Source organism: Nostoc sp. DedQUE12b (assembly GCF_034530835.1).
Classification (GTDB): Bacteria; Cyanobacteriota; Cyanobacteriia; order Cyanobacteriales; family Nostocaceae; genus Nostoc.
The window spans coordinates 12821-27247 of sequence record NZ_JAVRCI010000084.1 but is presented as its reverse complement, the minus strand read 5'-3'; the positions used below and the strand labels follow the sequence as shown (position 1 = coordinate 27247).

At 44.5% G+C, this 14427-nt stretch carries 9 protein-coding genes and 1 pseudogene; 9 read left to right on the top strand and 1 reads right to left on the bottom strand.

Annotated features, from left to right (window positions below):
* Window positions 1-172 precede the first annotated feature (172 nt).
* The 4 genes and pseudogenes from RMY16_RS27660 to RMY16_RS27645 all read left to right on the top strand — a co-directional run bounded on the left by RMY16_RS27660 (window position 173) and on the right by RMY16_RS27645 (window position 5254).
* Window positions 173-2274, top strand: a pseudogene (locus tag RMY16_RS27660) (MGH1-like glycoside hydrolase domain-containing protein).
* Window positions 2261-2416: a hypothetical protein gene (locus RMY16_RS27655; protein WP_322739052.1), complete on the top strand. Its 156-nt coding sequence runs from the start codon at window positions 2261-2263 to the stop codon at window positions 2414-2416. The pseudogene RMY16_RS27660 and the gene RMY16_RS27655 overlap by 14 nt, the downstream one beginning before the upstream one ends.
* Window positions 2417-2739: 323 nt before the next feature.
* Window positions 2740-4326 carry a sugar ABC transporter ATP-binding protein gene (locus RMY16_RS27650; protein ID WP_322739051.1) on the top strand — a complete coding sequence of 529 codons (1587 nt, stop codon included), beginning with the start codon at window positions 2740-2742 and terminating at the stop codon, window positions 4324-4326.
* The gene (locus tag RMY16_RS27645) at window positions 4277-5254 is read left to right on the top strand and encodes an ABC transporter permease (protein WP_322739050.1); all 978 of its coding nucleotides are present in this window, start codon (window positions 4277-4279) and stop codon (window positions 5252-5254) included. The genes RMY16_RS27650 and RMY16_RS27645 overlap by 50 nt, the downstream gene beginning before the upstream one ends.
* 294 nt (window positions 5255-5548) lie before the next feature.
* Here RMY16_RS27645 and RMY16_RS27640 read toward each other — a convergent pair whose 3' ends face one another.
* Window positions 5549-6100 (bottom strand): hypothetical protein, encoded by a 552-nt coding sequence (locus RMY16_RS27640; RefSeq protein ID WP_322739049.1) that lies wholly within the window; start codon window positions 6098-6100, stop codon window positions 5549-5551.
* A gap of 686 nt (window positions 6101-6786) precedes the next feature.
* Here RMY16_RS27640 and RMY16_RS27635 point away from each other — a divergent pair.
* The 5 genes from RMY16_RS27635 to RMY16_RS27615 all read left to right on the top strand — a co-directional run bounded on the left by RMY16_RS27635 (window position 6787) and on the right by RMY16_RS27615 (window position 14169).
* Complete coding sequence (locus RMY16_RS27635; protein WP_322739048.1) at window positions 6787-8133, top strand: glutamate-cysteine ligase family protein; 1347 nt, start codon at window positions 6787-6789, stop codon at window positions 8131-8133.
* A gap of 46 nt (window positions 8134-8179) precedes the next feature.
* Window positions 8180-8929 carry a gamma-glutamyl-gamma-aminobutyrate hydrolase family protein gene (locus tag RMY16_RS27630; RefSeq protein ID WP_322739047.1) on the top strand — a complete coding sequence of 250 codons (750 nt, stop codon included), beginning with the start codon at window positions 8180-8182 and terminating at the stop codon, window positions 8927-8929.
* 330 nt (window positions 8930-9259) lie between these two features.
* Window positions 9260-9493 carry an EF-hand domain-containing protein gene (locus RMY16_RS27625; protein ID WP_292708282.1) on the top strand — a complete coding sequence of 78 codons (234 nt, stop codon included), beginning with the start codon at window positions 9260-9262 and terminating at the stop codon, window positions 9491-9493.
* Between the two features lie 715 nt (window positions 9494-10208).
* Window positions 10209-12140 carry a transglycosylase domain-containing protein gene (locus RMY16_RS27620; RefSeq protein WP_322739046.1) on the top strand — a complete coding sequence of 644 codons (1932 nt, stop codon included), beginning with the start codon at window positions 10209-10211 and terminating at the stop codon, window positions 12138-12140.
* Window positions 12141-12492: 352 nt separating this feature from the next.
* Window positions 12493-14169 (top strand): alpha-keto acid decarboxylase family protein, encoded by a 1677-nt coding sequence (locus tag RMY16_RS27615; protein WP_322739045.1) that lies wholly within the window; start codon window positions 12493-12495, stop codon window positions 14167-14169.
* Window positions 14170-14427 lie beyond the last annotated feature (258 nt).

Below are 14427 nucleotides of genomic sequence, written 5' to 3'. Positions count from 1 at the left end.
TGGAGTTCAAAGACTCATTAATGGAGTTCAAAGACTCATTAATGGAGTTCAAAGATTCATTAACGGAGTTCAAAGACTCATTAACGGAGTTCAAAGACTCATTAACGGAGTTCAAAGCCTCATTCCCCATACCCATTTTTAATTTTTAATTTTGAATTCGGAGCGAAGCGACATGACTCCAGAAGAAGTAAGATTGCAGCAGGATCAAGAACGTGTTGCCTACTGGAAACGCTGGGGGCCTTATCTGAGCGATCGCCAATGGGGAACGGTGCGCGAGGATTACAGCCACGACGGTTCTGCCTGGGATTATTTTCCTCACGATCATGCCCGATCGCGTGTTTATCGTTGGGGCGAAGACGGCATTGCTGGTATTTCCGATAGTCGGCAACGTTTGTGTTTTGCGATCGCTCTGTGGAATGGCAACGATCCCATTCTCAAAGAACGACTGTTTGGGCTAACGGGCACAGAAGGTAATCACGGTGAAGATGTTAAAGAGTATTACTTTTATCTTGACAATACGCCCACCCATTCCTACATGAAATGCTTGTACAAGTATCCCCAACAAGCATTTCCCTACACGCAACTGGTACAAGAAAATCAGCGCCGCAGCAAATTTGAGCCGGAGTTTGAGCTACTTGATACGGGCATCTTTGCCGAGAACCGTTATTTTGATGTATTTGTCGAGTATGCCAAAGCCGCACCGGAAGATATTTTGATTCAAATTGCGATCGTTAATCGCAGTTCAGAAGCCAGCACACTCCACCTACTGCCAACACTCTGGTTTCGCAATATCTGGGCTTGGAATCCCGAAATTGAGAAACCTTTTATGAAAGTGGTTAGCTCAGATTCCAACTTCAGTTTAATTGAAGCCGAGAATTCTCACCTGGGAACTCGTTGGCTTTACTGCCAAGGAGATACAGAACTTCTATTTACCGACAACGAAACCAATTACGAACGATTATTTGGTTACAAAAATAGCTCAACTTATGTCAAAGATGGCATTAATGAGTATGTTGTAAATGGCAAAACAGCAGCCGTTAATTCCAAATGCATAGGCACAAAGTTTTCTTCTCACTATAAATTAACAATCAATCCAGGTGAAACTAAAGTTGTGCGCTTGCGGTTGAGCGATGTCCAAACACTGACAGAACCTTTTGGCGAAGATTTTGACACAATTTTCCAGACACGCATTGCCGAAGCTGATGAATTTTATCAGCGCATCTGTTCCTTCCCAATTTCGGAGGATGAGCGCAATATTCAGCGCCAAGCCTTTGCCGGCTTGCTATGGAGCAAGCAATATTATAACTATGTCGTCCATGACTGGCTAAAGGGCGATCCCCAACAACCGCCGCCTCCACCGGAACGACAGGCTGGACGCAACCATGAGTGGATTTCTCTGTTCAGTGAAGATATTCTCTCGATGCCAGACAAGTGGGAATACCCTTGGTTTGCTGCTTGGGATTTAGCATTTCACCTGATTCCCTTAGCTGTGATCGATCCAAATTTTGCCAAGTTGCAGCTAGATCGCCTCACACGCGAATGGTATATGCAGCCCAATGGTCAATTACCTGCTTACGAATGGGCATTTGGTGATGTTAATCCACCCGTGCAGGCGTGGGCAGCTTTGCGGGTTTATCAAATCGAGCAGAAGTTTTGCAAAAAAGGCGATCGCGCTTTTCTGGAAAAAGTCTTTCACAAGCTGTTGCTGAATTTTACTTGGTGGGTAAATCGCAAAGATGTAGAAGGTAAAAACGTCTTTCAGGGTGGGTTTTTGGGGCTGGACAACATAGGGGTATTTGACCGCAGCAAGGCGAACATGATTACTGCGTTCGTTACGAACCCGCCGAATCTACCACAGGTTTGTTTGGCGGTAACTCTAACTGGCGTGGCCCGATTTGGTTCCCGGTAAACTACTTAATTATTGAAGCACTCTGGAAGTTTTATGATTACTTCGGAGATAGCTTGCAGGTAGAATATCCCACAGGTTCCGGGGAAGAAATGACATTAAAGGAAGTGGCGATCGCGCTTTCTCATCGCTTAGTTGCGATCTTTGGGCAGGATAGTGCAGGTCGTCGTCCGGTATATGGCGGTCTAGAAATATTTCAATCCGATCCCCATTGGCGCAACTATATTTTATTCCACGAATACTTTCATGGAGATAACGGGGCGGGTATTGGAGCCAGTCATCAAACAGGCTGGACAGGATTAGTCGCCATGCTGATTCTCCAAAATGCTAAACACCGAGCGCAAGAGCAGCAGCATGGAAACATTTAGAAAACATTTACCAGAATACTTAGGCGATATTGTCGTAGTTGCTTGCGGCGCGATTAACTCAGCAGCATTGTTGTTGCGATCGCACAATGACCAACATCCCAGTGGTCAGGTCAATAATTATAGCCGTAGTCACATAGATTAGGACAGTGTTGATTGCTCAAAGGCTTGAAACGACTGGGTTTTTACTCAGCACTCAGCACTCAGCACTCAGCACTCAGCACTTTGCTATACCTGTAGAAAGGTCTACTTCCTCTGCCACATTCTGATAAAACCTTTAAAACCGTTTCCAATACACGGCTGTGAACAATTGCGTTTCACGTGCTGTACTAAGTAGTTCTCACCCTAAAATAGAAAAAAGATAACCTGGAACTATCCTGAGCTTCCACGATGGACAAAAAACATTACTATAGTGCCAAGTAAAGGATCTCCACTATCGGCAATTAAGACAAAAACTAGGTAAAGCCGATGAATCAGGCGACTAGAAATGTCCTGTGCATGACGGGTATAAAAAAAAGTTTTTCCGGCGTGCCAGCGCTCTGGGATGTGGATTTTGAACTGAAGGCAGGCGAGATTCATGCACTGGTCGGAGAGAATGGCGCTGGCAAATCGACGCTGATCAAGATTATGACGGGGGCTTATCGACGGGACTCAGGTGTTATAGAGTACGACCAGAAAACCGTTGCATTCCAGAACCCGACCGAAGCGCAGGCGGCAGGCATCGTAGCCGTCTACCAGGAGATCCAACTGGTGGGTTTCCGAACTGTTGCTGAGAATATTTTTCTGGGCAGGGAGCCGCATCGCTTCGGCATTATTGATAGACGGGCGATGAACGCTAGGGCGACCGATATCCTGGAGCGCCTGGGGTTGCATATCGACCCGCACTCAGTGGTTGGTTCGCTGAATATTGCCCATCGCCAGATGGTGGCGATCGCCCGCGCCATCTCCTTTGGTGCGCGGGTGCTGATCCTCGATGAACCCACGAGTTCACTGACGGAAACTGAAGTTTCTGTTCTTTTTGATGTCATGCGGCGGCTCAAGTCGGAAGGGACATCCATCGTCTACGTGAGTCACCGTTTTGAAGAACTTTATGCCGTGTGCGATCGCGTGACGGTGCTGCGTGATGGGCGCAACATCGTCACGCGATCGCTGTCCACGCTGACTCGTCTGGAACTCGTTTGTTTTATGCTAGGTCGTAAACCCGAAGAGGTGAGCCAAGGAGTCACGGCGTTTGCAGGACACTCGCAAAACACCCTAGATCGGCCAGTGCTACTCCAAGCGGAAGCTCTCAAATATAAAAAACGGCTCAATGGCGTTTCCATTGAAATGCGGCATGGGGAAATCGTCGGGATTGCGGGTTTGCTCGGCTCTGGTCGTAGTGAAACAGTACGTGCCCTATTCGGGGCTGAACCACTTGAGGGTGGAACTGTAAAACTTGAAGGTAGTCTTTTATCCCTGCGCGATCCTCATGATGCGATCAATGCTGGGATAGCTTTCCTTTCCGAGGATCGCAAGGCAGACGGCATCATCCCTGAGCTTTCGGTGCGCGAAAACCTGACGCTTGCTGCCCTACCGAACCTTACACAATGGGGCATTGTTTCCAGGAAACAACAGAACGAGCTTGTAGAGCGTTTCATGCAGCGTCTTGACATTAAGGCAGCCAGCACCGAGCAGAAGATCCACGAACTATCGGGCGGCAATCAGCAGAAGGTGCTTCTGGCAAGATGGCTGTGCAAGAATACAAAAATTCTTCTCCTCGATGAGCCGACTCGTGGGATCGACGTTGGTGCAAAGCGCGAGATTCAGCAGCTAATTGCCGAACTAGCGGAGCAAGGGCTGGGAGTTCTAATGATTTCATCGGAAGTGGAAGAGTTAGTTGAAGGTTCGCAACGTGTTGTCGTCCTGCGTGATGGGCAGTCAATCGCGGAACTGGGCGGCGAGCAGAAGAACATAAAGGCAATTCTGCACGCAATGGCGGAAGGTGCAGATCATCAGGAAATCGTCAGTGGACAATCCCAAACAGAGCAAAACCCAAATGAAGAGCAAGAAGTCTGATCTGGGTTGGGGAACCCTGTGGAACCCAAACTTCGGTGCATTTGCGGCACTCCTAATTCTCTATGTTGCGAACGCCATCTTCACTCCGCGTTTCGCTACAGTTAGCAACACATTAAATATGTTGCTGCAAGTATCCACAACAATGTTGATTGCCGTTGGCATGACCTTTGTCATTGCCTCCCGTGGTATCGACCTGACGGTTGGCTCTACGATGGCATTGGTTTCAGTCATTGTGGCATTGCTGATTAAGTATGGGATGACTGTTGCCATCTTGTTCGCTTTGAGCGCTGCTCTGTTGGTTGGTCTGATCAATGGCTTTCTGATCTCGCGTCTAAAACTTGATGCCTTGATCACCACCTTGGCGGCTCTGATCTTATGGCGTGGGATTGCTCAGGTTATCGGGGACGGTAAGCTTGTTCCCTTCGTCCATCCTACATTTGAAGCGCTGGGAAAGGGCTATCTCGGTTCTATACCAATTCAAGTTGTCATTGCGGCAGCAGCGATCGCGGCAGCTTTCTTCTGTATCCGCTCTACGCTTTTTGGGCGTCATATCGTCGCAGTTGGCGGCAACGAGGAGGCTGCACGGCTTGCAGGTATCCGTGCGGAGCGCGTGAAATATATAGTTTATATAATTAGCGCCCTGCTTGCTGGGGTTGCCGGACTCGTCGAGACAGCGAGGCTGGGTATGGGCGATCCGAGCAAGGTCGGTGTCAACGCAGAATTTGATGCGATCGCGGCTGTTGTTGTTGGCGGTACGCCCTTCTCCGGTGGCCGGGCAAATATCCTCGGCACTGTTGTGGGGGCCCTTCTCATGCAGGTGATCTCCACAAGTTTCAATATGCTCCTGATTCCCTTTACCTGGTCATTGGTTTTGAAATCCGTAATCATTCTTTTCGCCATTTTTTTGCAGCGTCCGAGGGAGGTTTAACGCCTCATGGCTGCCACAAAGTCTCTTGCGCTTGCAGGCAAGCGTCTTGCCAAGCTCCTCACCTCCCAGGGCGTGCTGCTCATGCTCCTTAGTTTGGCTATTTTCGCATTCTTCCCTACACTCTAATACCTGCAACCCTATACCCCAATACGGTTCAGGCAGGGGGAACAGGAATGAGAGCGATCGCCCACAGCACGAGATAGCGGCAGAGCTTGGTTGTAAAATTCGAGTGCTTTTTGCTTTTCTCCGAAAGCGGAGTAGACTCAACCGATGTTATTGAGTGTAGTGGCTTCACTAGTCTGATCGCTCACAGCATGGTATAGATTCCAAGGTTGGTTGTAAAATTCGTTCTTGTGCTTTCAGCTTTTCTTCTAAAGCTTTGTAGTTAAATCCAAGCCAAACCATTACGTTTTCTTCAAATTTTTGGTCTTTGAGTTCTTCTGCAATGATTAAAGTTTGCTGCAATATCTCTATTGCCTGTTGGTGTTTCTGCTGCTGTGTCAATTTTATCCCTTGCTCTAGTAGTCTTTTTGCTTCTAGCGATCGCAAGTTTTGAGTCTGCTTTTCTTCTAAAGCTTTGTAGTTAAATCCAAGCCAAACCATTACGTTTTCTTCAAATTTTTGGTCTTTGAGTTCTTCTGCAATGATTAAAGTTTGCTGCAATATCTCTATTGCCTGTTGGTGTTTCTGCTGCTGTGTCAATTTTATCCCTTGCTCTAGTAGTCTTTTTGCTTCTAGCGATCGCAAGTTTTGAGTCTGTCCCCAGGCGGGTTGAGCCATCAGCATCACTGTTAAAGGCGTTAGATAAAAACCCAAAGCTAAAAAAGTGGTGAGAATTTTTTTCATAGAATAGCGCAGAGATAGCTGTTTTTAATTGGGTGTTAGCAGAAGTTTTGTTCTACTAAAAATGATATATCCCTCTTCTGTCACTCTCCGAAAACATTTACAATTTATGAAATCTATAGCTTTTGTATAGCAAGCGATCGCACGATTATTTTCTAATAGCAAATACAACACAAATTTTTTTTTATAGTATAGCTTGTATTGGTTGCCTCATGAGGCTTCTAGCGATCGCGCTCCCGGAAAGTGACAGAAGAGAGATATAGCCGTAGTCACATAAGTTAGGACAGTGTTGATTGCTCAAAGGCCTGAAACGACTGGGTTTTTGTTCAGCACTCAGCACTCAGCACTCAGCACTTTGCTATATAACCTTTTAAATCTTGAAGGAACCATTACTCCGTGGTGGCTTCTTACTTTTGGTTATGCTTTTTCAGCAGCGTATTGTGCAGATGGGCTGAGTTTATTGAAACGGAAGTTGTAGTATGTCTGAAAGTAGAAAACACTTCTCGAAATATTATTAAGTATTAATCTAAATTCCCTTGAGGATAACTTCGTTAGACAACAAATCTCTAACAATCTGATACTACGATTCTCCAAGTCGATTGACTCAAATCAATTTTGTCTTGCGGTAACTTTATCCTTTAAGCTACATATATTGAGGCTGTGGCGAGATTACCCTTGTGGAGGTCTAGATGGCGATAGTCAAGCGTCGTATTGGTCTGGAGCAAGAATTTTTTCTGGTAGACGAAGTTGGTAGCTTGAGCGATCGCGCCGATGAGTTTTTAAAGAGTTGTCACTTCAAAGCTCAAGCACAAGGTTTAAACCCAAATTACTTTGTGGCAGAGTTCGTTAAAAGCATGGTAGAAATTAACACACCTCCTGCCGACACTGCCAAGGAACTAGCGAGAGTTTATCTCAAAAATCTCAAATTGGCGATCTCTGTAGCGCAACAGATGGGTTTACGTCTTTACCCTCTGTCTAGCTATCCTTTGCCTAGTATGCCAGTTATGCGAGATCGCCCTAATTACCATATCCAAGCGCGAACTGTCGGCATTTCAAAATTTTTGCACGCTGGAAAATGTACAGGTACACACCTGCATTTAGAAGTTCCGTCTGGGGTTATTGACCCTCGTGTTGCAGTATCTTACAACTCAACATCAATTGAGCGAGAAGAACTATTAAATATCTATAATTTAGCTACAGCTTGCGACTCTGCACTTATTTCCTTGACGCGGGCGTGTCCCTTTTATGAAGGACAGGCGTTAGGACTAGCCGCACATACAATTCGTTATCGAGGTAGCGAAACCTTCGGTTGGGAGGGAGTTTATACTAATTTACAACCTGTCGGTGGACTCATGCCTTATGCCGAAAGTGTTGAGGGTTTAGTTGAGCAGCAGTTCGCTCGTTATTATGCTTGGCTGCAAGCGATGGAAAAAGCCTCAATTGAACCGAACCTGTTCAAAGAAGCGGGAGTTAGCTTACTCAAATCAGCTTGGAATCCAGTTCGACTCAACAAACTCGGCACAGTAGAAATAAGGTGTATAGATAGCAACTTTCCCTCTGTAATTTTACTTGTAATTACATTGCTGGAAAAATTGGCCGATCGAGTCAGGCATGAGAACTTAACAGTAAAACCATCTAAAGGAATGCAGATATTTGAACTAGTTGGCAATCGCTTGTATGTACCAGATTTTGAATATCTTAATGGGGAATTGCTCTTAACCTCAGCTACAGAAGGAATTAAAAACCCCAAAGTTAGAGCTTACGTCGATTCCATTTTGCAGTTTGCCAGCGCTGTTGGTAGCGAAGGAGCAAATTTTCTGGCAAAATTCAGCAGAAACCTTGATCAGTATCAGACGATAGAAGCCAGCATCTTGCAAGAGTTTACTCCAACAACTACTCAACTTTCATTAGATGCCGGTTTGCGTTTAGTGCGCTCAAGTTGTGACAAGCTAGAAGCACAGGTTTCATCGATAGATATAGAAAATCCCCTCACAGCTTTGGATACTGATGAAGGATTGTTGCTACAGCAGCATTAATCGAATCTTACAAAACTGCTAGACGAAATAGTGAAATAGCATCAAGATGAGTAGAAAATCTCAAAAACCATTGATTGGGATTACAACTTACGGTCGCCTTGCAGCGTTACCATTTTCTCTGCCAAGTGAATATATAGATGCAGTCCGTGCCGCAGGTGGCATTCCCATATTATTACCACCAGGAGAAGTTGAGCCTGCCATACTTCTAGATTCTTTAGATGGTTTAATCATCTCTGGTGGTGGAGATATTGACCCTGCTTGCTACAACGGTTTTGCTCATCCTACTATCTATTCAGTCGATCGCGAACGTGATGCTTTTGAATTGCAGCTTGGCAAGTTTGCTCTTGAACGTCATCTGCCGATATTAGGTATTTGCCGGGGTTTACAAATTCTCACCGTCGCCTGCGGGGGTACTCTAATTCCTCACATTCCAGATGTTTACGGTACATCTGTATTACATCGTCTAGAGCCGGAACCTGGACGACGTTTACCTACAGAACATCTCGTCAGGATAGATGTAAAAAGCCTTTTAGCTGACTGTTTACAGAATTCTCACATATCTGTAGTTTCTTGGCATCATCAAGCAGTAGATAAAGTACCACCTGGTTGGCGGGTTGTTGCTCATGCTTGGGATGATGGAGTCATTGAAGCTGTGGAGCATGAACATCATCCTTGGGCAATTGGTGTGCAATGGCATCCTGAGCTTTCAATTCTCAATCCCAGTCATCAAAGACTTTTTCAAGCTCTCATTCAGGCTGCACATCCAAAACAACCCCGGAACTGGTTGAAAAGATGACGGAGGCAAGCTGATTCAGAAGATAGTCGCACTGGAGGCGATATTGGCAACGCCTGGGGAGATGACCAAATGGTACGAAGAAAAACTGAAACGTCCTTAGGGCAGGGTGTTGGGGGTAGGGTGTTGGCTGAGTGTGTTCCAGACAATTGAATGCGAGTGCGTCAAAAAGTTCAACATCTTCTTAATTCCCCACACCCAAACCTGCAACCCACAGCGTACACCCGATCTAAGCCCCAGCGATAGCCGTTTCTACGTCTAAAGATACAAGTTTATTTAATTTTGAGAGATTAATGAGATATTAAGTTGAAAAACTAATTCAGATAGAAACTTATGACAACCGAGCAAGAGCTTCAATCTCTTTTTAATACCTTAGATAGCGATCAAGACGGCAAAGTATCCATTAATGATCTTTTTTTAAGTCCTGGCTTAAGTGCAATCATTTCATCAGAAACAAATACCACTAGCCCCCAGGAATTGCTAGTAAATTATGATTCAGACAAAGACGGCAGTATTACCTTTGAAGAGTTAAAAGGAGCAGTTGAGAAAGCAAATAATTTAAACTAGCCAATCCCTAACACCCAATACCCAATACCCAAAAATCCCTGTCTAGCCCACGCTTTGAGGGATTTGCAATTTTCATGGTCATTGATGACTCGCTAGCACAAAAGAGATGACCACACAAGTAATTGACACAATATCCTTTGACATTCCCTAAACACTTAGCCAGGTGGAAAGTGCTGCTATTCAAGATTGGAAGGGGCTGAACCTGAAAATGCAGCTTGGGCTGGACAGTGTTGGCAAGTTCTACAGCGAGCTAGTCTCCACAATTGGCGAAGCTGTCGACGTTGCTGATAGTGAGCCTGACTGGAACAGATGCCTGGGGCTGTGGCAGGTTTGGGTTAACTTTGCTGGTGGGTGTAAGTCTGTGGTGTGCGATTGATTGGGTAGTAGCGGTTTAAGTCATTGCTTCCGTTGGAAAAGTGCCAATATTGGTAACTCACTAGCTAGCTTACCGCACGTCTGATTCTCTTGGAGAAAGATTATAGCAATATATTTCTGCTAGCCGACTACGCTAATACCTGATATGTAATTTCTGTCTTTGAGTAGAAGATTTGTGATTATTTCTCCATTAAACTCTTCATAAAGATAGATTATTTCATAACTAGCGGACAATTTATTCACGTTTGCAACTATCAGAATAATAGATGTAAAAAGCTATCTGGCTAAATTTTCTGGAATAAACTTTTATTTTATTTATAAGTGCGGGGGTACAAATACCGTGTCTTCGTCTAATACTTTTGTAGAGCAGCAGCCAAAAACTCGGATTGCACCTAATTCCGAGTTTTTGAAAGAAGTAGGTCAAGTAGCTGGTGCCACTCTCCTCTCAATTACTATGCTGGCAAGTTCTGTAATTGCTGGAGGACTGGTTGGTTTAGCGGTTAGTTTTCGTAATTTGCCAGATGTTAGACAACTAAGAAACTTCTTCCCAGAAGAAACAACTTATATCTATGACATTAAAGGTAAGCTTTTAGCAGGTATACATGGAGAAGCCAATAGAAAGATTGTACCGCTAGATGAAATTTCCCCGAATTTAAAACGAGCAGTATTAGCAAGTGAAGATAGCCACTTCTACAACCACCACGGTATTAACCCCGCTGCTATTGGCCGTGCTGCCTTAGTCAACTGGACAGCAGGTAGTGTCCGGGAGGGGGGTTCTACAATCACCATGCAGTTGGTGAAAAATATATTTTTATCCAAGAAGCGTGCTTTGACTCGAAAAATAGCAGAAGCGGTACTGGCAATTCGGTTAGAGCAAATTCTTGATAAAGACCAGATTTTAGAAATGTACCTCAATCAAGTGTACTGGGGTCACAATAACTATGGTGTACAAACCGCAGCCCGAACTTACTTTGACAAATCAGCAGCAAATTTGACTCTGGGCGAATCTGCAATGATGGCGGGTTTAATCCAAGCGCCAGAGGAATTTAGCCCGTTTGTGAACATGAAACAGGCAAAACAAAAACAAAAGGAAGTGCTGGGACGGATGCTGGCAATGAAATGGATTAGCCAGCGAGAATATAATGATGCTCTCCAGCAAGAAATCAAGCTTGGCAAAATCAGGTCATTTCAAGGTAGTGCCCTTCCTTATGTAACCAATACCGTAGCCCAGGAAATAATTAAAAAGTTTGGGCGTGATGCCTTGCTCAAAGGTGGAATGCGGGTACAAACTACAGTAGATGCCAACTTCCAACTAATGGCAGAAGAAACCCTTAAGGAGTGGCATAAAACCCTTGAAGGACGGGGTTTACGTAATAATCAAATGGCTTTAGTAGCTATTGATCCTCGGACGCACTTTATCAAAGCCCTAGTGGGTGGTATAGATTCAAAAAGGAGTGAATTTAACCGGGCAACTCAAGCGCAGCGTCAACCTGGATCTGCTTTTAAGCCATTTGTTTACTATACTGCTTTTGCTAGTGGTAAGTTTACACCAAGTACAACGGTAATCGATGCTCCAGTTAGCTATCGAGATGGTGATGGTTGGTACTATCCACGGAACTACGATGGTGGCTTTATGGGCGCAATGCCGATTCGTGCTGCCTTAGCATTATCTCGTAATGTGCCTGCGGTCAAGATTGGCAAAGCTGTGGGAATGAATACAGTCATCGACACCTGCCGTACCTTGGGAATAAACAGTCCAATGGTTGCCGTAAGTTCTTTACCATTAGGCGCAATTGGTGTAACACCACTGGAAATGGCTAGTGCTTATGCCACCTTCGCTAATTATGGCTGGCAATCACCTCCAACAGCTATTGTCCGTGTTACTGATAGTAGTGGCAATGTATTGTTAGACAATACTCCTAAACCTCAGCTAGTTCTTGACCCTTGGGCATCAGCCTCATTGTTAGATGTGATGCAATCGGTAGTTACTGATGGTACAGGTAAAGGTGCTGCACTAGATAGGCCAGTTGCAGGTAAAACGGGTACAACTTCTTCCGAAAAGGACATTTGGTTTATTGGTTCTGTACCCCAGTTAACAACTGCTATTTGGGTAGGAAGAGATGATAACAAACAATTAGCCAGTGGTGCCACAGGTGGAGGTATGGTTACTCCCGTCTGGCGTGATTTTATGCAGAAGGCAGTTAACGATGTACCAGTCATGAAATTTAAACCGCCTTCTGAATTTCCTCGGTCTAAGCCGGTTAAAATATAGTACTTCTATTTGATTTTTGAAATTGACAAATCGTCATGCAAAAGAGCCAAGCCACAGGCTAAAGCTCTTGAGAATTTGATTTAGAAATCGGTAGAAACGATCGCAACTGCGGCACTCGCTATAGATCAGCGGCAAGCAACAATAGAAGAACTCAAACAGGAAATAGAAAAACTGCGTCTCAGTAGAGACTTGGATAGCAAAACCTCATCAAAACTAAATAAGTAATTTAGCGATCGCTGGTTTAAAGTCCGACATTACAAAATCACGTTCCTCCCAATTAGCTCTTACTTCAGAGATACGCATCTAAGTTAAAGTTTTCATACCCTAAAGGGGTAAAATTTTGGCTCGGACAATGGCAAAGTTTACTGTTAGCGACTATTTATTGCTTCGTCTGGAGCAAATCGGCATCAAGCATATCTTTGGCGTTGCTGGAGACTACAATATGGAGTTTCTCGACTACATTGTTAACCACAACGGCATCGAGTTAATTCCTACTTGCAACGAACTTAACGCATCCTATGCTGCCGATGGTTATGGCCGGCTCAATGGTATTGCAGCGTTAGTAACTACCTTTGGTGTTGGTGAACTCAGTGCTATTAATGGTGTTGCTGGCGCTTATGCTGAACACGTTCCGGTTGTAGCGATTACTGGCGCTCCTGCAACTAAAATTCAAGCTCTTGGTTCACTTGTCCATCATACGCTTGGTACTGGTGATTTTTCAATATTTGCCCGAATGTATCAACAGGTAACGGTGGCTCAAGCATATTTAACAAACGAAAATGCAACAACGGAAATTGACAGAGTTTTAGGTATCTGTTTGCTGAAGAAGTTACCTGTTTATATTTCCATACCTATGGATGTTGCTCTGGCTGAGGTGTCTGCACCGTCTGATTTCTTTATACCCCCTGTATTTCAAAGTGATGACGCTACAATAGCCGAAATAATTGATCTCTCTGTAAACATACTAGAAAAAGCTTCCCAACCTGTGATTCTTGCTGATATTGGTGTAGCTCGTTATCATTTGCATGAACAATTGCGAGAATTGCTAACAGCTACTGGATACCCTTATGCCACGATGAACATGGGAAAAGGATTGCTAGAAGAAACCCATCCCCAATTCATCGGCATATATAATGGTGCTGCCAGTCAGGAATCTGTCAGAAAACGTATTGAGCAGGCAGATTGTGTTTTAACTATCGGTGCTTTGATGACTGATTTCAACACAGGCAAGTTTTCTGCCAAACTTGATCCCAGCCAAACTATTGAAGTGCATGGGGAGTATGTAAAAGTTAAACATGCTTTGTACAACAATGTCGCTATGGCAGATGTGCTTTCTGCTTTAAGCCAACGGTTGCAGCGCCGCGATCCTCAAACGCTGAATTTCAAATCAGCAACAGAGAATTTAGATGCTGGTTTTATAGAGCCTATCGTTGGCGGCTCTTCGGCACCGATTACGCAGCAGCATTTTTGGTATAGATTTGCTCATTTTCTCCAAGAAGATGACATTATCGTTGCTGAGACTGGAACTTGTTTGTTTGGCGCTTCTATCGTTCCTTTACCAAAAGGAGCTACTTTCGTTGGGCAAGTACTTTGGGGATCGATTGGTTACTCTGTTGGTTCATTACTTGGTTGTGCGTTGGCGAAGCCCACCGCAGGTATCGTCGCATCACAACGTCGCTCTATCCTACTGGTTGGTGACGGGTCTTTCCAAATGACTGCACAAGAACTTTCAACCATCTTACGCTATAATCTAAAACCGATTATTTTTTTGATCAACAATGATGGATATACTATAGAGCGTGATATTCACGGTGAACGTATGTCCTATAACGACATTCAACCTTGGAATTATCATCAGCTCCCTAAGGTTTTCGCTGGCAATGGTTGGGGAATTAAAGTTAGTACCGAATCCCAGTTAGACAAAGCATTACAAACAGCTCAACAAAACCATGACCAACTTGCTTTTATTGAGGTTGTCATGGATAAAATGGACAGCCCAGAGGTTCTGTTGAAAATGTTACAGCAATAAAGCTACATACTGCCTCATCAATTACTCAGTATGCTATGGAGGTCTTATGGTGAGAAAAACTATTCTTTGGGCTATCTGGCTGGGATTCGTTACTTATACTATCTTGCTAGCCCCAGTTGATCAACCCGACACATGGTTTTTAGGATGGAAGATTTTAACGCTTCAATGGGAAAAACTTAACGCCATTATTCCAACAATCTTCTGCTTGATGGGCATCTGCCCTATGATCTAGGCTTGTTTAATGTTTGCTGATGGCAG

Excerpts from the sequence above, each read along its gene's own strand:
- RMY16_RS27655 (WP_322739052.1), top strand. The coding sequence starts at position 2,261 with ATGGAAACATTTAGAAAACATTTACCAGAATACTTAGGCGATATTGTC.
- RMY16_RS27650 (WP_322739051.1), top strand. The coding sequence starts at position 2,740 with ATGAATCAGGCGACTAGAAATGTCCTGTGCATGACGGGTATAAAAAAA.
- RMY16_RS27640 (WP_322739049.1), bottom strand. The coding sequence starts at position 6,100 with ATGAAAAAAATTCTCACCACTTTTTTAGCTTTGGGTTTTTATCTAACG.
- RMY16_RS27635 (WP_322739048.1), top strand. The coding sequence starts at position 6,787 with ATGGCGATAGTCAAGCGTCGTATTGGTCTGGAGCAAGAATTTTTTCTG.
- RMY16_RS27630 (WP_322739047.1), top strand. The coding sequence starts at position 8,180 with ATGAGTAGAAAATCTCAAAAACCATTGATTGGGATTACAACTTACGGT.
- RMY16_RS27625 (WP_292708282.1), top strand. The coding sequence starts at position 9,260 with ATGACAACCGAGCAAGAGCTTCAATCTCTTTTTAATACCTTAGATAGC.
- RMY16_RS27615 (WP_322739045.1), top strand. The coding sequence starts at position 12,493 with ATGGCAAAGTTTACTGTTAGCGACTATTTATTGCTTCGTCTGGAGCAA.